Origin of the sequence: Nocardia nova (assembly GCF_002933465.1) — a bacterium.
Lineage (GTDB): Bacteria > Actinomycetota > Actinomycetes > Mycobacteriales > Mycobacteriaceae > Nocardia > Nocardia nova_B.
On the sequence record NZ_PSZE01000006.1, the window covers coordinates 205,830 to 227,993 of the forward strand.

A 22,164-nucleotide genomic window follows, 5' to 3' on the forward strand; every position below is an offset into this window, starting at 1 on the left:
GCTCCGACGCGACAATCGGCGAGTCAGGCGCTTTTCACGGCGCGCCTGACTCGCCGATCCGTTTCCAGCTGACACCCTGACAGGTCGGTGGTCGTGTCGTGCTTCGGCGAGTCAACCGGACGAGTCAACGAGGATCCCGCGAGGTAGTTCTATGAAGTCCGCACTGGTCCGATGGGCCGACCTTCGCGAACAGCGGGCCGGCGCGAGACCGGCGCAGGCTCACCCGCATGCGGATGCTCCCCAGCAGCGGAGCGGTCACGGCACGGGCGGGGACGGACCCGAGGATCCGGTATTCCTCTCGCTGAGTCCCGAGCGGGCCAAGGTGCTGCTCATCATCGCGGCTCGCGCGTCGAGTTACACCGTGGTCGCCATCGTGGCGATCGTGCTGATCACGCTGATGGCCGCGGGCAGCGGTATGACCGGCGCGTCCGGCGCGATCGCGGCCGGCTGGCTGGCTGTGCACCAGGTGCCGGTCGTGGTCGGCAAGACCTCGCTCGGCCTGCTTCCGCTGCTGCCGACCGCGATGGTGTTGTGGCTGACCATGCGCGACTGTGCGCATGCCGTCTCGCCGCGCTCTTCGGGGGCCGATCTGGGCTGGATCGTCGGCGCCGCGCTGGCGGGCCCGCTGCTGGTCACCGCCGTCTGCCTGGCCGTGGCCGAGGACGCCGCGACGGCCGTGCCCCTGCAGTCGCCCGAGACGCTCACCGCCTTCTGCTGTGTGGGGGGTCTACACCTGCTCGCGGCGGCCACCGGGATCGCGACCCGCCCCAATGCGCTGCGCGACCGGTTCGCCTCTTATCTGCCGGACTGGGTTTTCGCCGGGGCGCGGGCGGCGGCGCGGGCGCTGTGGCGCCTGCTGCTCGGCGGTGCGATTCTCACGCTGGTGTCGTTCGTGCTGCACTGGTCGGTGATCGGCGACACCTACGCGACCGCGGGTAATTTCGCGGGTGTCGTCGGGTTGACCGCGCTGTCGCTGGCCTATCTGCCGAATGTCGTGATCGCGGCGACCAGCGTGCTGATCGGGGCGGACGTGCACATCGGCGCCGGGGCGCTGAGCGTCTTCTCGGTGGCCGGGGCGCCGGTGCCCGCACTGCCGGTACTCGCGGCGGTGCCGAGCGGACCCGCGGCGGGCTGGTGGCCGGTGTTGCTGCTGGTTCCGGCGGCAGTCGGGGTGCGTGGCGGGCTGGACTGCGCGCGCGACTCCGCCGACGAGGTGCGCAGTCCGTGGGCGACGGTGTTCTCGGCGGCGCTCGCGGCGCTCGGCATAGTGCTGCTGGATCTGTTCGCGGGCGGCGCGGTCGGGTCGTTCGGGGAGATCGGCCCCGGCGTGCTGGTCACCGCGGGACTGATCTTCGCCTGGCTGACCGTGGCCGGATATCTCGGATTGCTGTGCGGGCGAAGGTTTCTCGGAATTCCGCCCGCGGTGGTCGAGCCGGGTCTCGGCGGGCGTTCCGGCCACGAGTACGACAGTGACGACAATGACAGTGACGAGAACGACCATGACGACAACGACCATGACGACAACGACCATGACGAGTATCGGGGTCACGGCTACGACGCGGATTTCGACCGTGACGACGACCACGACGACCGCGCCGAACCGGGCTACGTCGACCAGCTGTACGACGACCCCCGCTATGTCGAATACGAATTCGAGGACGATGTCGCCGTCGAGGACGACTATCCGCGACCGGCCTACCGCCGCACCGGCTCCGTCGAGGTGGTGGAGGTCGACGGCGAGCTGCTCGACGACAACCTCGCGCCCGCGCACGCCGATCCGGACGAGGAATTCGCCGCCGGAAACTCCGATATCGTCGACGCCGAAGTGGTAGAGGGTGACCTGCCGGAGAGTCCCGGCAGGGGCGGTCGTTAGGCTCTAACCCGGCGGGCCTCGGGTTCGCCGCCCTCCGGCAGCCCCGACGCACAGGGAGTAGAGCGCTGACCACCCCGCCCGCCCAGCTGGTCCCTCCGACCGCGCCTGCGACCCTCGTCGTTCTCGCCTCGGGCACGGGATCGCTGCTGCAATCGCTCATCGCGGCCACCGAGCGGCCGGACTATCCGGCGCGCATCGCCGCCGTGGGCGTGGACCGAGTCTGCGCCGCGACCGACCATGCGGTGCGGGCCGGCATCCCCGATTTCCGCATCGCCCCCGCCGACCATCCCGATCGAGCCGCATGGGATATCGCGCTCACCGATGCCGTCGCCGCCTATGCGCCCGACCTGGTGGTGTCGGCCGGATTCATGCGCCTGTTCGGCCCGAAATTCCTGGAGCGATTCGAGGGCCGGATCATCAACACCCATCCCGCGCTGCTGCCGGCTTTCCCGGGCGCGCACGGCGTGCGCGACGCGTTGGCATACGGCGTGCGGGTAACGGGTTCCACTGTGCATCTGGTCGACGCGGGCGTCGACACCGGACCGATCCTCGCCCAGGAGCCGGTGGCGGTGCTGCCTGGCGACGACGAGGCGAGTTTGCACGAGCGCATCAAGGTTGTGGAGCGTCGGCTGCTGGCGGAGACCGTCGCCGCCGTCGCCACGCGAGGCATTGTCTGCGACGGACGAAAGGCAGTAATTCCAGATGAGTGAGGCCCCGGTTAGTGCACGCAGGGCGATCCGCAGGGCGTTGGTGAGCGTCTATGACAAAACCGGGCTCATCGAGCTGGCCACCGGACTGAACGACGCCGGTGTCGAGCTGGTGTCGACCGGTTCGACCGCCGCCCGCATCGCCGACGCCGGAATTCCGGTGACGAAGGTCGAAGACCTCACCGGTTTCCCTGAAACCCTCGACGGCCGGGTGAAGACGCTGCATCCCCGCGTGCACGCCGGCATCCTCGCCGACACGCGCAAGCAGGAACACCTCGATCAGCTGGTGGAGCTGGGCGTCGAGGCATTCCAGCTGGTGGTGGTGAACCTGTATCCGTTCACACAGACCGTCGCCAGTGGTGCCACCCCCGACGAATGCGTCGAACAGATCGATATCGGCGGCCCGTCGATGGTGCGCGCGGCCGCGAAGAACCACCCCTCGGTCGCGGTCGTGGTCGACACCGGTGACTACGACGACGTGCTGGCAGCGGTGCGCGGCGGCGGTTTCACCCTTGCCGAGCGAACCACGCTGGCGGCCAAGGCCTTCCAGCACACCGCGAGTTACGACGTCGCGGTCGCGAGCTGGATGACGAACGTGCTGGCGGCCGACGATTCCGCGGACTCCGACGCGGACAGCCGGTTCCCGTCGTGGATGGGTGGTGTGTGGACCCGCGACGCGGTGCTGCGCTACGGCGAGAATCCGCATCAGGCGGCGGCGCTGTATCGCAACGACTCCGGCCCGGCCGGGCTGGCGCAGGCGAAGCAGGTGCACGGCAAGGAGATGTCGTACAACAACTACACCGATGCCGACGCCGCCTGGCGCGCCGCCTGGGACCACGCCGACCCCGCGGTGGCCATCGTGAAGCACGCCAATCCGTGCGGCATCGCGGTCGGCGCCGATATCGCCGAGGCGCATCGCAAGGCGCACGCCTGTGATCCGGTGAGTGCGTTCGGCGGCGTGATCGCGGCCAACCGCGAGGTCACCGTCGAGATGGCCGAACAGGTGGCCGAGATCTTCACCGAGGTCATCGTGGCCCCCGGCTATGCCGACGGCGCGGTGGAGGTGCTGCAGCGCAAGAAGAACGTGCGCATCCTGATCGCCGACGAACCCCGGCGCGGCGGCGTCGACCTGCGGCCGATCAGCGGCGGCGCGCTGCTCCAGCAGACCGATATCGTCGACGCGGACGGCGACGACCCCGCCAACTGGACGCTCGCCACCGGCGAAGCGGCCGATGCCGACACTCTCGCCGACCTCGAATTCGCCTGGCGCGCATGCCGGGCCGTGAAATCGAATGCGATTCTGCTGGCCCACGACGGCGCATCGGTCGGTGTCGGCATGGGGCAGGTCAATCGCGTCGACGCCGTACATCTGGCGGTGCTGCGCGCCGGTGACCGTGCCAAGGGTTCGGTGGCGGCCTCCGACGCCTATTTCCCGTTCCCCGACGGTCCGCAGCAGCTGATCGCCGCGGGCGTGAAAGCCATTGTGCAGCCGGGTGGTTCGGTGCGCGACCAGTTGACCATCGATGCCTGCCGGGAGGCCGGAGTCACGATGTATCTCACCGGGGCGCGCCACTTCGCGCACTGATCGGTGAACACGAACGTCGCCGCCCGCCGGGTGCCCCGGCGGGCGGCGACGTCGTTCGACGGGGCCGTGCGCTGATCCCGTCGAATCAGTTCGCGCTCAATACTTTCCGGTCGCCCAGCGGCTTTTTCAGCGGAATCTCCAGGGTGCCGAAGACGGCGATCATGGTGCACATGCGCCCGGCCGCCTCGGGCAGAGTACCGGCCTTCAGGGCGACGGTGACGGTGCTGTCGGTTTCGGTGGTGCTTGCGTCCACGCCGTAACACTCCGGCGAGCCGATCTGGAAATTCACCGCGATCCGGTCCGGGGCCACCCGGCTCCAACTGTCGAACGGCAGCGGGCGCGGATTGGTGATCGTCGAGTTCGCGGTGAACATCCGGCCCGGTTGCGGTGGATTCTGCTCGGTGGGAGTGCTCACTGCGGCTGTGGTCGTATTCGTTTGTGCCCCACCGTCTTCGGAGTTCCCGCATGCGGTGACCAGCACGGCCGGTAGTGCGAGGAGCGCGATTGCCGCCGCTGCGATGCGGCGTCGTCGGGGGATGGAGTCCATGGAGTCACCCTATCGGCGCGGGCGAGGTGGTTGTGAGCCACGTCCCAGTGAACATTCTGCGAACGCCGGCGCGTAACTGCTGCGAAATCCGGGGCGCGCCAAGTAATGTCGCAAACGATGAGCGAATGCGGTTCTGCGCCATCGAATCACCGATCGACACGACCTCTTCTCGAAAGGATCCACCACGTGGGCGACACGTTGCAGGTAGGCGAGGAACTCGGCCTGGGTCAGGCCCTTCAGGGCGGCGCGTACGCGCTGACTCTCCAAAATGACGGCAACTTGGTGCTTTCCGAGCCCGACGGCACGGTGGTGTGGGCGACCATGACTCATGAGCGGGGCGTCGAGCGCGCCGTCCTGCAGGAGGACGGCAACTTCGTGCTGTACTCCGGCAGCGGGCCCGTCTGGGCCACCGACACCAACGGGCAGGCCGCCGATCACCTGGTGCTGCAATCGGACCGCAACCTCGTCTTGTACGGCCGGGACGGCGCCTCGCTGTGGGCGTCGGGCACCAACACCGACAACCCGATCGTGGTCGAGGAGCCGGTCGCCGCTCCCGCCGCCGAGCAGGTGCCTCCGCCGCCGGCGGCGCCGGAACCCCGCACTTACACCGTGGAGTCCGGTGACACGCTGTGGGCCATCGCGGAACGGTTCTACGGCGACGGCAATCGCTACCTGGAGATCGCCGGGGCGAGCGGCATCGAGAACCCGGATGTCATCAACGAGGGTCAGCTGCTGACCATTCCGTGACCGGAAACGACTGAGCGCCCCAGTGCCGTGGCATCGGGGCGCTCGCTCGTTCGTTCGCTACCTACTGGTGAACGGCAGCAGCGCCATCTCGCGCGCGTTCTTCACCGCGACCGCCACCTGCCGCTGCTGCTGCGGGGTGAGCCCGGTGACGCGTCGGCTGCGGATCTTGCCGCGGTCGGAGATGAAGGTGCGCAGCAGGTTCACATCCTTGTAGTCGACGGTTTCGACGCCGGCCGCGATCAGCGGATTCTTCTTGGGCCGCCGAGCCTGTTCGGCGCGGATCCGCTTCGACGGTGCTCGCTTGACTGCCATGTGCCGGTTCCTTCCGACGAGATCTGCGATGGTCTACCAACTCGATTTGTGTACACCGGGCAACTCCCCCCGGTGGGCCAGCTCGCGCACACGTACCCGGGATAGTCCGAACTTGCGGAGATGACCGCGGGGGCGGCCATCGGTGGCGTCCCGATTGCGCAATCGTACCGGACTGGCGTCGCGCGGCAGCCGCTGCAGCGCGAGCTGCGCTGCTGCCCGGCGATCATCGGCGGTGGCCGGATCGCGGATCAGCTCCTTGAGCTCGGCGCGGCGTTCGGCGTAGCGGGCCACGATGTGGCGGCGTTGCTCGTTGCGCGCGATCTTGGATTTCTTCGCCATCACCGCTCCTCACGGAATTCGACGTGCCGGCGCAGCAGGGGATCGTATTTTCGCAGCACCATACGATCGGGGTCGTTGCGGCGGTTCTTGCGGGTGACGTAGGTGTAGCCGGTACCGGCCGTCGACCGCAGTTTCACGATGGGGCGGATCTCGTTGCTGCGCGCCATCAGACCTTCCCGCCTCGAGCGCGGATCCGGGCCACGACCGCTTCGATCCCGTCGCGGTCGATGGTCTTGATGCCCTTGGCCGAGACGCGCAATGTGATGCGGCGGCCCTCGCTGGGCAGGAAGTAGGTCTTGCGCTGGATGTTCGGATCCCAGCGCCGGTTGGTCCGAACGTGGGAATGCGAGACGGACTTACCGAAGCCCGGCTTGCGGCCGGTGACCTGGCAGTGGGCCGACATAGGGCTCCTTTCTGAAAATCATTTTCGACAACAGTCGCGGCAGACTGTACCGTGTGGCTGTAGCAAATGAAAATCGTTATCGAAAGGGGATTCGGTGCTGTCACATCCCGACCGCCGCACGCCCGTCGTGCTGCTGGCGGGCTTCCAGGGGCCGGTCGCGGACGGTATGGACCACATCGCGCGACTGCTGGGCGCGGCGCCCGGCACGGTCGTCGTGCGACACGATCTGAGTTCGCTGTGGGAAGGCGTGGTGCGTCGCCGGGTGCGCCTCGACGGCCGGGAAACCGCGAGCGTGCACGAACTCGCACACGGCTGCGTCTCCTGCACCCTGCGCGCCGACCTGCTACCGCTGCTGTGCCGGTTGGCGGCACGGGATTCGGTGCGTCGCATCGTGATCGCGCTCGACCCGGCCTTCGAGGCGGAAGCCGTGTGCCATGCGATCGACACCGTGCCCGTGGTCGACATGGTGGGCCGCGTGGACGGCCCCGCGGGTCGCGATGTGCGGATCGAGGCGGTGGTCACCGGCCTCGATGCGCGCAGCTGGCTGGCGGACGCGCTGAGCGACGAGACCATCGACGAGCGAGCGGGAGGGCCTGGTGACGACGATCGGACCGTGGCGCAGCTTGCCGTCGGGCAGGTCGAATTCGCCGATGCGCTGGTGGTTTTCGCGGCCGACCAGGTGAGCGAGGGGGAGCGCGAGGTGGTGCGGTCGGTCGTGGATCGGCTGGTGCCCCGGGCTCCCTCGATCTGGGTCGGTGACGGGCGCGACATCGCCGGGGCGCGCATCGAGATGCTGCTCGACCGCGTTCCCGCCGATTCCCGGCGCGGCCGCGTCTTCGACGCGCACGCACCGCTGCTGCGTGGTCGGCCGCCGCTGGTGGAGGAACACGGCGTGGCGTTGATCGAATTCGCCACCGATCGCCCGTTCCACCCGACCCGCCTGCATGAGGCGCTGGATGTGCTGTTCGAGGGAGTGGTCACCGCGCGCGGGCGGATATGGCTGGCGACTCAGCCCGAGCGTGTGGTGTGGCTGGAATCCGCCGGTGGCGGATTGCGGGTGGGCGACGCCGGAGCGTGGCTGGCGGCGATGAATCCCGCGGAACTGGCTTCCGTCGACCTCGATCGGCGCGCGCTGGCGGCGCTGCGCTGGGACGAGGATTTCGGGGACCGCGACATCTCGCTGGTGATCCTCACCTGCGGTGCCGATCCGGACGAGATCCGTGCCGCGCTGCACTGGGCGCTGCTCGACGAAGCCGAGATGATCCTGCTGCGCAATGCGCCGGATCTGGTCGCGCACTGGGCCGATCCGTTCGGCGAGTTCCACGAGGACCCCTGCGAGACAACACAATCCGACAACTCCGGTGGCCGCGGTGCCGATTCCCGGCCGAATGAAAGGTAGGACGATGAAATCAGGGATTCACCCGGAGTACCACCCGGTGGTCTTCGAGGACGTGAGCACCGGCAAACGCTTCCTCACTCGTTCGACGGCGACGAGCACCCGCACGGTCGAATGGTCCGACGGCAACAGCTATCCGCTGATCACCGTCGATGTCACCGCGGATTCCCACCCGTTCTGGACCGGCGCGCACCGCGTCCTCGACACCCAGGGCCGGGTGGAGAAATTCGAGCGCAAATACGGCAGGCGCACACCGCGCCCCGGCTCGGTACGAGGGGAGAATTGACATGGCGGTCCCGAAGCGACGCCTGTCGCGCGCCAACACCCACAGCCGGCGTTCGAACTGGAAGGCGACTCCGATCGACCTGGTGCCGGTGAGCGTCGGGGGCGTCGTCCACAAGGTCCCGCGCCGATTGGTCACCGCCGTCCGGCGCGGCCTGATCGACCCGAACCGGCCGTAGGACACGAGTTACGGTCAGTCGAAGGTTATGTCGTTTGCCCGAATCGAGCGATCATTTGGTTATCGAATAAACCGGAGGCATCAGGGATATCTGCGTCATTGTGCTTGCGAAAAGGTAGCTGATACATGAATCGCCAACTGCTGGTTGGTTTTTGGCGTCGGAAAAAGTCCGACGGAAACGCTGCTTTCCGAGGTCGATCCAGGTACCCTCGTGGCTGAGGGCGGGTTCTCCTGGTGACAGGAGAACCCGCTCATCGCCACTTTCCCATCGCCACTTTCGGGGCCTTTCACCCCTGTCGTGCGGGAGAGGGTGGCGCTTCCAGGGCTCGTTGTCCAGGCTCTGGCGCCTCGTCCGGCTTCGGCCGCAGCGCCTCGAGTAGCGACTCCCAGCGGGCGATCTGCTCGCCGATCACCGCCGCCGGATTCTCCAGCAATGCGGCCACCACCGACAGCGGCCACGGCAATTCGGCCGGCGGCGGTGCCTGCCTGGTCAGTTCCAGCACGGTCGTCTCGAGGTCGGCGATCTCGGTGCGCAGCTCGCCGATCTGACGCAGCGCGGCGCCCAGCGCCTCGACAACCGTCCGTTCCGAGATGGCGCCGCTGTCCGTACCGTCCTCGTCGCCCAGCTGAGGCCAGCCCGCCAAACCGGGACCGCGCAGCTGAACCTGTACATCGCGCAATATCGCTTCCTGCTCCGGAGTCACATCCGGTACCTCTTTCATCGCTCCCGCGGCGGGCCGAAATGCCTGCTCCACACTGTAATTCGCGGAGCCTCTCCCGTGCATCGAGACCGGGGCGCGCACGCCGTGGCGCGACGGGTTCCGGCGGGGTCCGGCAGGGGTGCGGACGCCACCCATGTCGGGCTATCGGACGCCGGTTCGCGAGGCGGCTACACGTTTGCCGATTCGCGCTCATCGGCACGAAAATGTCCGAATTTTCAGGCTCTTAACATTCCTGGCATCTTCTTGGCGGCTTATTAACGGCCTTTGTTACGTGTTCGTAATGGGTGCACGACAGCCTGTCTAAGGGTTTCGATTTCGAGCTCAGGCGCCAGGGTATCGGCGCCGCAAACTGCTGAAGAAAGTGTATGAGGGAATGAAGCTCAGGAAGTTCGCCGCAACATCGGCTCTGGTCATCGCTGCTCTTGGGATCTCCACAGGCACCGCATTCGCAGCTCCTGCTCCGGCCGCCAACCCCGACATTCATTACACGGCAAACGTTGTCGACAAATCCGTCGTGGTGAAGACCGATGCCGGATCGCTGACGACCGAAGGCAACGAGTTCCAGGTTCGCGACAACCAGGGCAAGGTAGTAGCCGGATTTCCGCTGAGCTATCAGCACGACGGTCTGGAGTACCCGATCGCCGCGCAGATCGACGGCAATCAGGCCACGCTGATCCCGAGCACCGACCGCGCGGCCGCCCACCCGGCGCAGATGCTGCACGATGTGGCCAGCCGTTCGGACCTGGATGCGGCCAACCAGAGCGCGATCAACGAGCTCGGAATCGCCACCAGCATCGGCACCCTGGTGGGTACCGCGATCGGCCTGGCCGGTGGCTGTGTCCTCGGCGCGGCCCTCGGCACGCCCTTCCTGGTGGTGCCGGGCTGGATCGGCGGCTGCCTGACCGGTGCGGCCCTGGGCGGCCCGCTGGGTGCGGCGGCCGGTATGGTCGGCGTCGGCGGTATCTCGGGCGTGCTGGTCGCGATCGAGTACTTCAACCGGATCAACGCGCCCGCTGAATCGTAATCCCGGACAGCGCAACGCAATCGGGGCGGGCCGCACGGCCCGCCCCGATTCTCGTCTGTGCGCAGCTCGGCCCCGCTCGGCCGGCGCGGATGGGTTCAGCCCACCGGTTGCGGTGCCCGTCCCGCGGGCCGCGCCTTGCCGGCCGGCGAGGAGGTCTGCCCGGCAGCGGAATTCGCCGCCTGAGCCAACTGCCGCGAGCGGGTGGTGCCGGTGCGGTCGGGTGCGACCAGGACCGCGGTGATCGGTACCGCGAGCGACAGCGTACCCACCACGAACACCGGGACGAAGAGGGTGAACAGATCGTCGCCGTCGGGCTGGCCGACGGCGGTGTCGAGATGGACCTGTACCCCGGCCTGACCGAGGTAGTGGACAGCGGTGATCGCCAGCGCGTACAGCACGGCCGCCCCAGCCAGGGGCAGCATCGTGCCGAAACGCGTGGTGGCCCACAGCAAACCGATCGAAGCAACGATGGCCAGCGCTCCCGCCGCCAGCGACATCCAGATGTTCACATCGACCGATCCCTGCACGCGGATCGCGCCCATGGCGAGCAGGTGCATGATCCCGATGCCGAGGCCCATCACCACGCCGCCGGTGATCACCCGCACGAGCGTGCTCCCCTTGCCCGTGATCACCAGTCCCGCCAGCACCGCCGCCACCGCGACGACCGTCGCCACGACCATCCGGGCGATGTCGTAGCGGATCTCACCGGTCGACACCCCGATGCCGAGCATGGTGACGTAGACCGCCAGCCAGGTGCCGACGCCGCCGATGGACACTGCCGCCGCGGTGAGCCACACCATCCGGAACCGCGCGGTGACCGAGAGCGTCGACTGGCGAACACAGGCCAGTCCTACGACCGCGCCGGCCGCGGAAATCCCGAGTGCCAGGCCCAGCACCCAGTACCCCATGGTGAAGTAGTTCATCGCTTCCCCTCAGCTCGCACCGCTCAGCTCTGTCCCACTCAGCTCTGTCCCACTCAGCTCTGTCCCACCGTCGCGTGGGTGGCGGTCAACCGCTGAATCGCGTATTCGGTGACCGCGGCGAGCGCCCGCCGCACCTCCCCGGCGTCCCGGGCGTCGATATCGACCACCGGCACCCCCTCGCGGATCGACAGCGCCTCCCGAAGTTCGGCGACCGGGAAACGCGGCGCGCTCGGAAACCTGTTGACCGCCACCAGGAACGGCAATCCGCGTGCCTCGAAGAAGTCGACCGCGGCGAAGCTGTCCTCGATCCGGCGCGTGTCGACCAACACGACGGCGCCGATCGCACCGCGGATCAGGTCGTCCCACATGAACCAGAATCGGCGCTGTCCGGGCGTGCCGAACAGGTACAGCGTCAGATTGCCGGGCAGGATGATGCGGCCGAAATCCATGGCCACCGTGGTGGTTTCCTTGCCCGGGGTGGCAGACAGGTCGTCGATACCGTCGGATACGCCGGTCACCATGGCCTCGGTGCGCAGCGGCACGATCTCCGAGACCGCGCCGACGAAGGTGGTCTTCCCGGCGCCGAACCCGCCCGCGACCACGATCTTGGTCGAAGCGGTGCGGCTGTCGAGCTCCGGGTGGGGCGGCATCGGAGCCGTCGAGTTCTGAAAGTGCATGGGGGGATTCTGGTATGGAAGCGGCGGTTGTGGGTGTGAGCCGGGGGAATCGGCTCCGGGCTGAGCGATCTGCGAAGAATTCGTCTGCGGTAGTGGCGGATAACGCTCGGCCGTCGAGGGTGCCGCGGTGTTCTGGGGCGGTGCCGCGGTGTCAAAGGGCACGGAGTCCACGCAGGGTCCTCTCCATCAGGGATCGCCGCTCGTCGAAACTGGCATCCTCGCTGAGCGTGGTGTGCACCCGGAGGGTTCCGGCCACCACGAGGTCGCCGATCACCACCCGGATCATGCCCAGGGGACGTTGCAGATGGGCGGCGATTTCGGCGACCGAGAGCCGCCCCGCGCCCAGACGCAGAATATCTGTTCGAATATCGCCTGCGGGCCAATCGAATTGATTGGCGTAGGGCAGTGTCTCCACGACCGCCTCGAGGGGCAGTTCGACCGCGGGTTCGGTGCGCCCAGCGGTCAGCGCATAAGGACGGACGCGTGTGGTTGGCCGGCCGGACCCGGCTCCGAACGAGCTGGACATCGCAATCGTCAGACCGCCGAACGGGCCGTGGCTTGCACGACCGATCCGACTCGATCGACGAGCAGGGCCATCTCGTAACCGATGCGGCCGATGTCGTGCTGCTTGTTGGCCAGTACCGCCAGGTGCGAGCCGTTGCCGACGCTCATCACCAGTAAGTAGCCGCGCTGCATGTCGACGATCGACTGCATCACCTTGCCGCCGTTGAACAATTGCGCCGCCCCCGCCGACAGACTCGCCAGACCGGCGGTCACCGCGGAGAGCTGTTCGGCGCGATCGGACGGGAGATGCGGGCTGGTCGCCTGGAGCAGGCCGTCGGCCGACACGAGCACCGCGTGCGAGACTCCAGGCACCTCTCTGGTGAAGCGGGTGACGAGCCAGTTCAAATTCTCGTCTGTGGTGTTCTGCGCAGTGTCGGTCATGCAAAGCCTCCGTCGTTCTGCTGAGCGTTGTTCCGCCCGGCCGGGTCGTAACCGGCCGTATCGGCCGGGTCGTACTGGGCCGTGTTGTCTCGGACGCTGACGCGTCCGCTGCGGACGCCGCTCAAATGTCTGGACAAGTTGTTGCGGATTTCCTCCGGATCCCGAGCCTCGACGACATCCTCCTGCGTCAGTCCGCCGGGCACCAGCTGCGCACCGGGCCGGCGGATGGGCAGGCCACCCGAAGTACGGGTGGTCGCGGTCGGGGTACTGGCGTCCGCGGCCGCCGCCCAGCCCTCGTCGGCGGGAGACGACCAGGCGCCGGTCGGCGCGTTCGAGGACGGTTCGACCAGCCATTCCGACACCATGCGCTGATAGATCGGCGTGGGGGATTCCGGTTTGGCCGGCGCCTGAGCATCCTGCTGGTAGGCGTCGTGCTGGTAGGCGTCGTGCTGGTAGGCGTCGGGCCGGGGTGGCGCGAGGGTCGCGCCGTGGCGGGACAGCGGCGCCGGTTCGCGGTCCGGGGCGCGCTGCGCCGGGGCCATGATCGCCGTTTCGGCCCAGATATCGATGGGCTGGGGTTGGGGCTGCGGCTGGGGTTGCGGCCGCGGATCGGCCGGGGCGGGACGCCGGGGCGGCGCGATCTGTTCCAGGTCGCGGTCGGTCGCCGGGTTCCACGTATCGGGGACGGGGACGAAACTCTCGCCGTGGCCCGCGGTTTCGGCCTCGGCGGACTCGGCGCGGTCGTCGCGGGGATGCTCCTCGGCGTGGTCGTCGTGGAAGGCGTCCTCGCGTCCGGTCTCGGCACCGCGCAGTACGCCGTCGTCGAGGGGTTCCGCTGCCCGGTTGTCGGTCTCCGCGACGTCGGGCAGCGGGGTGAGCCGGGTGACCGGGGCCGCGGGTTCGGCGTCCGACTGGCCGGCCGGGCGGCGCTGCGGCAGTCCGGCGCTGGTGAATCGGGCCGGCTCCGAACTCTCCCCGAACCGCTCCGGCGGATTCGGCACGGCGGTGAGGGTGCGCCCCGGAGCGGGGAACTCGGTGACCGGGGACGGGAAGTCCGCGACCGGCGTGGTGAAGGTCGAGATGGCCGGCGGGACCACGGCCTCCGCGGGCGAGACCAGCGCGCCCGGCAGATGCACACTGGCCGTGATGCCCGGCTGCTGCGCCATCGTGGAGGTGCGGCGCAGGCTGACCGTGATGGTGTGCCGTGCCGCCAGCCGGCCGACCACGAAAAGACCCATGCGGCGGGCGGTTTCGATGGTGACCTCACCACCGGAGGCCAGGCGCTCGTTGATCGCGCGCATATCGTCGGCGGACATGCCGAGGCCGCGGTCGGTGATCTCGATCAGATATCCGCCGTCCACCGCGCGCGAAACCGAGACCGCCACCGGCGTGTTCGGCGGCGAGTAGCGCAGCGAGTTGTCGATCAGCTCGGCCAGCAGATGTTCGATGTCGACGGCGGGCTCACCGGCGACGATACCGTCGGGCACCGAACCGATTTCGACGCGCTGATAGTCCTCGACCTGGGAGACCGCACTCCACAGCATGTCCGACAGCGGTACCGGCGGCAGATGGCCGCGGCGCAGCGCGGTACCGGCGAGAACCAGCAGGTTGTCGCCGTTTCGGCGCATGCGGGTGGCGAGGTGGTCGAGGCGGAACAGGCTCTGCAGCCGATCGGAGTCGTCCTCGTCGCGTTCCAGATCCTCGATCAGCGACAGCTGCTGTTCGACCAGCGATTGGCTACGCCGCGAGAGCGTTTCGAACATATTGCTGATCTGCAGGCGCAGGCGGGCCTGTTCGGCTGCGAGGAACAGCGCCTGGCGGTGCATGTCGTCGACCGCTCGGGCCAGCTGACCGATCTCCTCGGTGGTTTGCACGTCGACCGGGACGATCTCCGGGGTCGCGCCGCCACCGCGCACGACCGCGAGCTCGGCGGGCAGGTCGGTGTGCGCGACCTGCAGCGAATCGCGGCGGAGGCGGCGAATCGGGACGACCAGCGAGCGGGCGACCGCCAGCGCCAGGGCCAGACCGGCCAGCAGGGTCACGACCACCAGCGCCACGTCGCGCAGGACGGTGCCGCGCGCGTCGACCGAGCGGTCCGACAGTCCGGAGTCGATCAGGTCGACCAGATGGTTGGTGGCCTCGTTGTAGGTGTCGGTACTGGTCTGCATCGACTGCACGACACCGGGCACGTTGATCGGCTCGACCGCGTTCTGACTCATCGCCGCGATCCGCGTCTGCAGAGCGCCCAGCAGTACATCCGGCTTCAGCGCCGATTCCGGCTGCACGACCGCGTACTGGTTGATCATCGTGAGCTCGGCGCCGGTGGCCGTCAGAACCTGGGCCAGCACGGCCGGGTTGTTGCCGATTTCGCCGCTCTCCAGGGCCAGCTGCTGCTGGGTGAACATCTGGCGGGCGATGGCGATGACACCCATCTGCACGTAATAACGCTCGAGGGTGGTCTCCTTCGGCGTCGCCAGTGACGAGACGGCGTTGCTGACGTGGCTGTTCACCTCGCTCGCCTGTTTGACGACCTCCTGCGGCGCGCCGCCGTGCAGGCTGTTGCGCAGGGTGCGCCCGGCCGCCAGCGCCTCGGTGAGTTCGGTGGCGACCCGCTTGTCGGCCGCCGAATTCTGCAGCGCCGTCTGCAGATCCGCCGCGGCCTGGTCGAACCGGGCCGCGGCCTGGTCCAGCGCCGACTGCGGAACGTGTTCGCCGTTGCCGAGGGTGACGGCGAGATTGTTGGCCGCCGAACCGAAGTCGAGGGTCGGCCGAATGATCCGCGCCTGCTCACTGGCCGTGTTCAGCTGTGAGATGGTGCCGAGTTCGTCCTTGATTCGAAGAACGGCGAATGCCGATGCCAGCACGACCGGCAGCAGTAGCACGATGCCGACCTTGCTAGTCACGGACAGATTGGACAGACTCCTCTGCCATGGCCGCGGTGCAGTGCCCATCCCGCTTCCGTCGCCTCCGCTCGCGCACGTGCCCCGGGTTCCGGCCGCCGCCCGCGTCTGGCCGTTCGGGTCCAACGGGTTGAGAACCAACTAGAGGTTTACTTTTACCGCAGCAACATACCGCGAGAACACGTTCGCGGCAATTTGGAGGTGTCCGGCGACAACGGTCTAAATCGGCTCGGCGCAACGACTTTCGTGTGTGACAGATACATCTCGGAACTATTTTCGATGATTCCGCAGGTCATCTGTTGCGGATGTGCGGCGTGTCGAATGGTCGGTTCTCAGTCGGCTCTCAGTCGATCCGGTCAAACTGGAGGCCATGCGCATTCTGGTAGTCGACGATGATCGCGCGGTGCGCGAGTCGCTGCGCCGGTCGCTCACCTTCAATGGATATTCCGTCGAGTTGGCGGTCGACGGCGTCGACGCCTTGGAGAAGGTGAGTGCGTCCCGGCCCGACGCATTGGTGCTCGATGTGATGATGCCGCGGCTCGACGGCCTGGAGGTATGCCGCCGCCTGCGCAGCACCGGTGACGACCTGCCGATTCTCGTGCTCACCGCCCGGGATTCGGTCTCGGAGCGAGTGGCCGGCCTCGACGCCGGCGCAGACGACTATCTGCCGAAACCGTTCGCGCTCGAGGAATTGCTGGCGCGTTTGCGCGCGCTGTTGCGTCGCACCGCCGCCGACCCGGCCACCGATTCCTCGGAGACGATGCGTTTCGCGGATCTGTCCCTGGATCCGGTGACGCGCGAGGTATCGCGCGGGGAGCGCGCCATCAGCCTGACCCGCACCGAATTCTCGCTGCTGGAAATGCTGATGGCGAATCCGCGCCGGGTGCTGACGCGCAGTCGCATTCTGGAAGAGGTCTGGGGCTACGACTTTCCGACCTCCGGTAATGCGCTCGAGGTCTATATCGGCTATCTGCGCCGCAAAACCGAGGCCGAGGGGGAGCCGCGATTGATCCACACCGTGCGCGGGGTGGGTTACGTGCTGCGCGAGACTCCTCCGTAGGCCGGGTCGTCGTGGCAAGAGCTCATTCCGGGCACGGTGGCCGCCCCGATCGCGTGGCCCGGCTACGGCCGCGCCCCGATCCGCACGAGATGCGCCCGCCTATGCCGCTGACCCGCTCGGTGTCGCTGCGCTGGCGGGTGACCCTGCTGGCCGCCTCGGTGGTGGCCATCGCCGTCGCGGTGACCTCGATCGCCGCCTACGCGCTGGTCGCCCGCGCCCTGTACGCCGATGTGGACAGCCAGTTGCGCAGCCGCTCGGAGGTGATGGTCAAGAACAACATCGACCTGCAGGGCTTCCAGGCGATAATCATGTTCAGCAGTCTTTACTCCAACGATATCGGCATCGCGCTGATCTATCCCGACGTCGACGTGCCCTATGCCCCGCCGCAGCCGATGGATCCGCCGATCGGCCCGGCCGAGATGGCGGTGGCGCACGGTAGGGCGGATGTCTCACTGCGGACCGCGAACAATCAGCGCGTACTCGCCCGGCGCACGAAATCCGGTGCCACACTGGTTATTTCGCGGTCGCTGGAACCCACTCGGGAAGTGCTCGACCGGCTCGCGTGGCTGCTGTTCACGATCGGCGGCTGCGGCGTGCTGGTCGCCGGAGCCGCCGGTGCGACGGTCGGGCGGACGGGGCTGCGGCCCATCGCGCGACTGACCGCGGCCACCGAACGCGTCGCGCGCACCGACGATCTGGCGCCGATTCCGGTCACCGGTGACGACGAACTGGCGCGGCTCACCGAGAGTTTCAATCTGATGTTGCGGGCGCTCGCCGAATCTCGCGACCGGCAGCGGCGGCTGGTCGCCGACGCCGGACACGAACTGCGCACGCCGCTGACCTCGCTGCGCACCAACATGGAACTGCTCATCGCCTCCTCGCGTCCGGACGCACCGCCGATTCCCGAGGAGGATATGGCGGGGCTGCGCGCGGATGTGATCGCCCAGATCGAGGAGTTGTCCACGCTGGTGGGTGACCTGGTGGACCTGGCTCGCGAAGACGCGCCCGAAACCGTCTACGAGCGGGTCGATCTCGGTGAAGTGGCCGAGCGCGCACTGGAACGGGCGCGGCGGCGGCGCGTGGACGTCGAATTTTCGGCGCAGCTGCGGCCGTGGTTCGTCTACGGCCACGACGCCGGACTCGAGCGGGCAATCCTCAATGTGCTCGACAATGCGGCGAAGTGGAGTCCGCCGGAGGCGCAGGTCATCCTGACCATGCGCGAAACCGGGCCGGGGCTCATGGAAATCGCGATCGACGATGCCGGGCCGGGCATTCCGCCGGACGAACGGGAACTGGTATTCGAACGCTTCTACCGCACCACGGCATCACGATCGATGCCCGGATCCGGGCTGGGGCTGGCCATCGTCAAGCAGGTGGTGTCCAAGCACGGCGGCACGATTACCGTGGACACCTCCGAACGCGGTGGCACGCTGGTGCGCATCGTCCTTCCCGGCGAACCGCCGACCGCCGGTGATCGGCGGGCGTGATCAGCGGCGATCCGGAATCGACGGGCGCGCGTGGGGCGGCCCCATAAACTGTCCCGCATGCGTACCGTCCCGCGGAAACCCGGCTGCGGCCGCCGGATACGGCACGGAGTCACGGAGAACTGAAAGCACGGTCTCAGTCCGCTCTCAGTCGCTGTCACCAGGCTGGGCGACAGACTCGAGGAGAAACGAGAAATATGACCGAGGATTCGAGGGACAGGCGCGACGAGCCGACCGGTTCGACTCCCCAGTCGGGAGGGCCCGAGCCGACTGCGCCGTCGAGTGGAGCTCAGCCCGCGTCGCGGGAGGGGGATGCCGGGAACGCGTCGTGCGGGTGGGGGCAACCGTCGCAGTGGGCAGGGCCGTCGTCGCAGGCCGGTGGGGCCGAAGCGGGTGCGCAGTCGCCGGCATCGGCTGGGCCGGGTGGAGGACCGCAGGAACAGCCTGCCGCGCAATCGTCCGGCGAGCAGCGGACCGAGCAGTTCACGAATCCTGAACAGGGCGGGCCCGGCCGACCGGGACAGGGGTACGGGCCGGGGCAGCACCCGGGGTTCTCGTCCGCCGATCAGGCGGCCGGTCACACCGCGCCGATGCCGCCGTACAACCCGTACGCCGCGGCGGGCCACACCTCCGGCCCGGGCTATCAGCAGCCCGGCTCGTACCCCTCCGGTACGCCCTATGCCGCCACCGGTGACCATCGAGCGGAACCGTATCCCCATGGCCCCGGCGCCGATGCCACCGGTGCGTATGCCGGGACTCCACGCCGCCGCGGCCGGGCGGGTCTGCTCGCCGGCGCCGTCGTGCTGGCGCTCGTCGCGGGTGGTATCGGCGGCGCGGTCGGCACCCTCGCCACGCGCTCGGACACCAACAACGCGCCGGTCAACAACGCCCTGAACGCGCCCGCGCCCGTCGATCCCGCCTCGGCGAGCGCACCGCCCGGATCTGTCCCGGCGGTCGCGCAGAAGGTCCTGCCCAGCGTGGTGATGATCCGCGTCGCGGGCGCCCGCGCGGAGGGCGAGGGTTCGGGTGTGGTGCTGTCCTCGGACGGGCTGATCCTCACCAACAACCACGTCGCCAGCGGTGCCGGCCCCAACGCCAAGATGGAGGTCGCCTTCCAGGACGGCAGTACCGCCAACGCCTCGGTCGTCGGTGTCGACCCGGTGTCGGATCTGGCCGTCATCAAAGCGGCCGGCAAGACCAACCTGACGCCGATCGAACTCGGCACCTCGCGCAACCTCATGGTCGGCCAGCCCGTGGTGGCGGTCGGCTCGCCGCTGGGCCTGGCCGGAACCGTCACCACCGGGATCGTGTCGGCGCTCAACCGCCCGGTGTCGACCAGTGGTGAGGCCGGATCACAGGGCACGGTCATCTCCGCGATACAGACCGATGCCGCGATCAACCCTGGTAATTCCGGTGGCGCGCTGGTCGATACGAACGGCAAGCTGATCGGCATCAACACCGCGATCGCCACACTCGGTGCCTCCGAGATGCCCGGTTCACAGAGCGGATCGATCGGCCTGGGCTTCGCGATTCCGGTTGATCAGGCCCGCCGCGTGGCCGACGAGCTGACCAAGTCCGGTCACGCCACCTATGCTCAGATCGGGATCTCGGTGCGCGCGCAGGACGACGTCAACGGCGCCCGGGTCCTGGACGTGACACCGGACGGTCCGGCCGCCAAGGCGGGCATTCCGTCGGGCGCGATCGTCACCCGGGTCGACGATCAGGTCATCGACTCGGGCAATTCGCTGATCGCCGCCGTGCGGTCGCACCAACCAGGTGACAAGGTGAAGGTCACCTACACCGATCCACAGGGACAGAATCCGAAAACCGTCGAGGTGACCCTCGGCGCCGCACCGGCGGAGGGTGGCCGATGATCCGTGAACCGCGTCCTTTGACAGTGCTCCCGACACCCGACGCCGACGAGCCCGGGGGACCGGAGTGGTTGTCGCCCACGGACGCTACGGTGAGCAACATGGAAATCGATGCTCCCGTGGCGGGCCGGGCACTTGTTGTGGTCGTGGACGATCGAACCGCGCATGGCGGGGTGGACTCGCTGGGCCCGCTGGTGACCGAATTGCTCACCGAATTCGGCTTCCTCGTGGATGCCACGGTGTCGGTGGCCGGTGACGAGATCGAGATTCGCAATGCCCTCAACACCGCCGTCATCGGCGGGGTCGACCTGGTGATCTCCGTGGGCGGCACCGGTATGTCGCCGCGGGATGTCACCCCGGAGGCGACCCTGGAGGTGCTCGATCGCGAATTGCCCGGAATCAGCGAGGCCCTGCGCGCCTCCGGACTCGCGGCCGGTTCGCTGGACGCCGGTCTGTCCCGTGGTCTGGCCGGCGTCTCGGGCAGCACCCTGGTCGTCAACCTGCCCGGCACGCGCGATGCCGTTCGCGACGGCATGGCCACGCTCGGCCCGCTGGTGAGCCGGGTCGTCGACGAACTGTCCGGATTGGCGGAATAATCGCGGTATGACCGACCGGCCGGCGGGGGCGCAGCGCCCGGGCGATTCACAATCCGCGGATCGCCCGGCGAAGGCCCGCACCCGTTCGGCCGCCGAGTCCGCGCGCTTGGCGCGGATCTTCGGCGAGACGCTGCCGCGCACCAGCAGCGACGAGCGCGCCCCCGATGGTGAGTTGCCCCGCTCCGGGGACGACTGGCTGCGCGCGCAGGTCCCGCCACATCACGGATAATCGGACTCTGCGGTGTCGCGGGTCCCGGGGCATACCGCCTGATGCCGGCAGCCGTGAATCCTGACGTTCATCGTGGCCGACCGCAAGAACATGATGAGAGAAATATGAATAGGAACGGTGCCAACGGTCGGCGCTGGGGTGCGCGCATCACCGGCATCGGTGCCGTGGCGACCGCCGCGCTCGGCCTGTTCTCCGCCGGCGCCGCCAACGCCGGCATCTTCGTCCCGCTGCCCGGCGGCGACCTGTCCAAGACGCTGTCCGATGGCACCGTGGTACATGTCTGGCTGGACGGCGAATCGGCGAATATCGATTCGGCGATGGGCGCCACCACGGTGCACCGCAATGCCTGGGTCTCCGGTAACGCCCATGTCGAACTGTCCGGCGGCACCACCGTCGTGGGCGGCAGCATCTACCCCGGTTACACCGTGGGCTGCCAGGTCGACATCTCCGGTGTCGGCGTCGACGGCGGTCCCAGCGCGAGCATGGACTGGAGCGACGGCGAGAACGCCAAGCCCGACGCCGGCGGAAATGTCGGAGGCAATCTGACTCTCGCGCCGGGCCAGGCGAAGTCGTTCTACGTCCTCGACATCGAGGAGAAGAACGACGTCGGCGAGGATGTGCACAAGAACCGCAACAAGTTCCAGGGTGACAGTGGTTCGGTGGCCTGGTCCGACGAGACCGTCGGCCTGACCGGATGTGACGGTGACGCGCAGGCGCGCGCCTTCGTCAGTGTCGAGGTCGAGACCGACAACGTCATCTCATGGGTCACGCTGTGGGGCAAGCCGTTCCGCCTGGGCTGAGCCGTGTCGGATCCGCGGTGGGCCGGTGCTTTCACCGTCCCCGCTGCGAATCGACCTGTCGGGGTACCGAATCGACGTCGGAGAACTCGTGCCGGCCGCCGGCGCTCTTGCTGCCCTCCGACAGCAGGTCGCGGATGTCGGTGAGCAATTCGACCTCGGTCATCACGGCTTCCTTCTCGGTGCCGAAGCGCTTCATCAGGCGGCCCGCCGGCAGGATCAAAATGAAGTACAGGATCGCCGCGATGAGAATGAAGTTGACCACGGCGGTGACGATCGGGCCGAGCGCGATGAATGTGGACGGCTTACTGGAATCCAGATAGAAGCCCCAGCCGTGTTCGTTCGCGCCGCCGAACAAATCCAAGAGGGGATTGACGATCCCGTTCACGATGGCGGTGACGACCGCGGTGAACGCGGTACCGATGACCACCGCGACCGCCAGATCGATCACGTTCCCACGGAGCAGGAAATCCTTGAAACCTTTCAGCATTGCGGCTCCTGTCTCATCCGGCGTGCCCACGACTCGCCGTTCGCTCTGGTCATGGCATCTCATGCGATTACTTTCCA

General features: G+C 68.1%; 26 protein-coding genes. 14 read left to right on the top strand and 12 right to left on the bottom strand.

Annotated elements, in window-relative coordinates:
- Positions 1 to 151: 151 nt before the first annotated feature.
- The 3 genes from C5E41_RS09845 to purH all read left to right on the top strand — a co-directional run bounded on the left by C5E41_RS09845 (position 152) and on the right by purH (position 4,165).
- The gene (locus tag C5E41_RS09845; protein ID WP_181063182.1) at positions 152 to 1,873 is read left to right on the top strand and encodes a cell division protein PerM; all 1,722 of its coding nucleotides are present in this window, start codon (positions 152 to 154) and stop codon (positions 1,871 to 1,873) included.
- A 65-nt stretch (positions 1,874 to 1,938) separates the two neighbouring features.
- Positions 1,939 to 2,583, top strand: coding sequence for a phosphoribosylglycinamide formyltransferase (gene purN / locus C5E41_RS09850; RefSeq protein WP_181063187.1), 645 nt, complete (start codon positions 1,939 to 1,941; stop codon positions 2,581 to 2,583).
- A complete protein-coding gene (gene purH, locus C5E41_RS09855) occupies positions 2,576 to 4,165 on the top strand; it encodes a bifunctional phosphoribosylaminoimidazolecarboxamide formyltransferase/IMP cyclohydrolase (RefSeq protein WP_104375530.1) in 1,590 nt (529 codons plus the stop codon). The genes purN and purH overlap by 8 nt, the downstream gene beginning before the upstream one ends.
- A gap of 85 nt (positions 4,166 to 4,250) precedes the next feature.
- On the opposite strand, the gene C5E41_RS09860 is transcribed toward purH, so the two are convergent.
- The gene (locus C5E41_RS09860; protein ID WP_104375531.1) at positions 4,251 to 4,712 is read right to left on the bottom strand and encodes a hypothetical protein; all 462 of its coding nucleotides are present in this window, start codon (positions 4,710 to 4,712) and stop codon (positions 4,251 to 4,253) included.
- A gap of 186 nt (positions 4,713 to 4,898) precedes the next feature.
- Between C5E41_RS09860 and C5E41_RS09865 the strand changes: the two genes are divergently transcribed.
- On the top strand, positions 4,899 to 5,459 hold the full coding sequence (locus tag C5E41_RS09865; RefSeq protein ID WP_104375532.1) for a LysM peptidoglycan-binding domain-containing protein: 561 nt from the start codon (positions 4,899 to 4,901) through the stop codon (positions 5,457 to 5,459).
- Between the two features lie 57 nt (positions 5,460 to 5,516).
- Here the strand turns inward: C5E41_RS09865 and rpsR are convergent, their stop codons facing one another.
- The 4 genes from rpsR to rpmB are packed head-to-tail and all read right to left on the bottom strand — an operon-like array spanning position 5,517 to position 6,513.
- Positions 5,517 to 5,771 (bottom strand): 30S ribosomal protein S18, encoded by a 255-nt coding sequence (gene rpsR / locus C5E41_RS09870; protein ID WP_040722001.1) that lies wholly within the window; start codon positions 5,769 to 5,771, stop codon positions 5,517 to 5,519.
- 33 nt (positions 5,772 to 5,804) lie between these two features.
- A complete protein-coding gene (rpsN, locus tag C5E41_RS09875) occupies positions 5,805 to 6,110 on the bottom strand; it encodes a 30S ribosomal protein S14 (protein WP_104375533.1) in 306 nt (101 codons plus the stop codon).
- The gene (gene rpmG, locus C5E41_RS09880) at positions 6,110 to 6,277 is read right to left on the bottom strand and encodes a 50S ribosomal protein L33 (protein ID WP_062964848.1); all 168 of its coding nucleotides are present in this window, start codon (positions 6,275 to 6,277) and stop codon (positions 6,110 to 6,112) included. Before rpmG ends, rpsN begins: the two co-directional genes overlap by 1 nt.
- Positions 6,277 to 6,513: a 50S ribosomal protein L28 gene (gene rpmB / locus C5E41_RS09885; protein WP_104375534.1), complete on the bottom strand. Its 237-nt coding sequence runs from the start codon at positions 6,511 to 6,513 to the stop codon at positions 6,277 to 6,279. Before rpmB ends, rpmG begins: the two co-directional genes overlap by 1 nt.
- 94 nt (positions 6,514 to 6,607) lie before the next feature.
- Here rpmB and mrf point away from each other — a divergent pair, with 94 nt between their 5' ends.
- Genes mrf through rpmF form a run of 3 tightly spaced genes read left to right on the top strand, consistent with a single transcriptional unit; the run spans position 6,608 to position 8,370 of the window.
- Complete coding sequence (mrf, locus tag C5E41_RS09890; protein ID WP_258080865.1) at positions 6,608 to 7,912, top strand: ribosome hibernation factor-recruiting GTPase MRF; 1,305 nt, start codon at positions 6,608 to 6,610, stop codon at positions 7,910 to 7,912.
- A gap of 4 nt (positions 7,913 to 7,916) precedes the next feature.
- Positions 7,917 to 8,195, top strand: a complete 279-nt coding sequence (locus C5E41_RS09895) for a type B 50S ribosomal protein L31 (RefSeq protein WP_039780830.1) — start codon at positions 7,917 to 7,919, stop codon at positions 8,193 to 8,195.
- A 1-nt stretch (position 8,196) separates the two neighbouring features.
- Positions 8,197 to 8,370 carry a 50S ribosomal protein L32 gene (gene rpmF, locus C5E41_RS09900; protein WP_104375535.1) on the top strand — a complete coding sequence of 58 codons (174 nt, stop codon included), beginning with the start codon at positions 8,197 to 8,199 and terminating at the stop codon, positions 8,368 to 8,370.
- Between the two features lie 286 nt (positions 8,371 to 8,656).
- Here rpmF and C5E41_RS09905 read toward each other — a convergent pair whose 3' ends face one another.
- Complete coding sequence (locus C5E41_RS09905; RefSeq protein ID WP_104379875.1) at positions 8,657 to 9,091, bottom strand: hypothetical protein; 435 nt, start codon at positions 9,089 to 9,091, stop codon at positions 8,657 to 8,659.
- A gap of 514 nt (positions 9,092 to 9,605) precedes the next feature.
- Between C5E41_RS09905 and C5E41_RS09910 the strand changes: the two genes are divergently transcribed.
- On the top strand, positions 9,606 to 10,115 hold the full coding sequence (locus C5E41_RS09910) for a hypothetical protein (protein ID WP_258080866.1): 510 nt from the start codon (positions 9,606 to 9,608) through the stop codon (positions 10,113 to 10,115).
- Between the two features lie 95 nt (positions 10,116 to 10,210).
- Here C5E41_RS09910 and C5E41_RS09915 read toward each other — a convergent pair whose 3' ends face one another.
- The 5 genes from C5E41_RS09915 to C5E41_RS09935 all read right to left on the bottom strand — a co-directional run bounded on the left by C5E41_RS09915 (position 10,211) and on the right by C5E41_RS09935 (position 15,563).
- The gene (locus tag C5E41_RS09915) at positions 10,211 to 11,038 is read right to left on the bottom strand and encodes an MHYT domain-containing protein (RefSeq protein WP_104375538.1); all 828 of its coding nucleotides are present in this window, start codon (positions 11,036 to 11,038) and stop codon (positions 10,211 to 10,213) included.
- 53 nt (positions 11,039 to 11,091) lie between these two features.
- Entirely contained in the window at positions 11,092 to 11,715 is a 624-nt protein-coding gene (locus C5E41_RS09920; RefSeq protein WP_373282231.1) for a GTP-binding protein, read from the bottom strand.
- Between the two features lie 151 nt (positions 11,716 to 11,866).
- Positions 11,867 to 12,241: a DUF742 domain-containing protein gene (locus tag C5E41_RS09925; protein WP_030515096.1), complete on the bottom strand. Its 375-nt coding sequence runs from the start codon at positions 12,239 to 12,241 to the stop codon at positions 11,867 to 11,869.
- An 8-nt stretch (positions 12,242 to 12,249) separates the two neighbouring features.
- Positions 12,250 to 12,660 (bottom strand): roadblock/LC7 domain-containing protein, encoded by a 411-nt coding sequence (locus tag C5E41_RS09930; RefSeq protein WP_062964841.1) that lies wholly within the window; start codon positions 12,658 to 12,660, stop codon positions 12,250 to 12,252.
- A complete protein-coding gene (locus C5E41_RS09935) occupies positions 12,657 to 15,563 on the bottom strand; it encodes an ATP-binding protein (RefSeq protein ID WP_258080867.1) in 2,907 nt (968 codons plus the stop codon). The genes C5E41_RS09930 and C5E41_RS09935 overlap by 4 nt, the downstream gene beginning before the upstream one ends.
- Before the next feature lie 367 nt (positions 15,564 to 15,930).
- Between C5E41_RS09935 and C5E41_RS09940 the strand changes: the two genes are divergently transcribed.
- The 6 genes from C5E41_RS09940 to C5E41_RS09965 all read left to right on the top strand — a co-directional run bounded on the left by C5E41_RS09940 (position 15,931) and on the right by C5E41_RS09965 (position 21,600).
- Complete coding sequence (locus tag C5E41_RS09940; protein ID WP_104375611.1) at positions 15,931 to 16,620, top strand: response regulator transcription factor; 690 nt, start codon at positions 15,931 to 15,933, stop codon at positions 16,618 to 16,620.
- An 89-nt stretch (positions 16,621 to 16,709) separates the two neighbouring features.
- Positions 16,710 to 18,107: a sensor histidine kinase gene (locus C5E41_RS09945; protein ID WP_104375612.1), complete on the top strand. Its 1,398-nt coding sequence runs from the start codon at positions 16,710 to 16,712 to the stop codon at positions 18,105 to 18,107.
- 587 nt (positions 18,108 to 18,694) lie between these two features.
- A complete protein-coding gene (locus C5E41_RS09950) occupies positions 18,695 to 19,978 on the top strand; it encodes a S1C family serine protease (protein WP_258080868.1) in 1,284 nt (427 codons plus the stop codon).
- A gap of 98 nt (positions 19,979 to 20,076) precedes the next feature.
- Positions 20,077 to 20,571, top strand: coding sequence for a MogA/MoaB family molybdenum cofactor biosynthesis protein (locus tag C5E41_RS09955; RefSeq protein ID WP_081879443.1), 495 nt, complete (start codon positions 20,077 to 20,079; stop codon positions 20,569 to 20,571).
- A 7-nt stretch (positions 20,572 to 20,578) separates the two neighbouring features.
- Positions 20,579 to 20,800 (top strand): hypothetical protein, encoded by a 222-nt coding sequence (locus tag C5E41_RS09960; RefSeq protein WP_104375541.1) that lies wholly within the window; start codon positions 20,579 to 20,581, stop codon positions 20,798 to 20,800.
- A gap of 104 nt (positions 20,801 to 20,904) precedes the next feature.
- Positions 20,905 to 21,600: an MspA family porin gene (locus tag C5E41_RS09965; protein WP_104375542.1), complete on the top strand. Its 696-nt coding sequence runs from the start codon at positions 20,905 to 20,907 to the stop codon at positions 21,598 to 21,600.
- 31 nt (positions 21,601 to 21,631) lie between these two features.
- On the opposite strand, the gene mscL is transcribed toward C5E41_RS09965, so the two are convergent.
- Complete coding sequence (gene mscL / locus C5E41_RS09970) at positions 21,632 to 22,087, bottom strand: large conductance mechanosensitive channel protein MscL (protein WP_104375543.1); 456 nt, start codon at positions 22,085 to 22,087, stop codon at positions 21,632 to 21,634.
- Positions 22,088 to 22,164 lie beyond the last annotated feature (77 nt).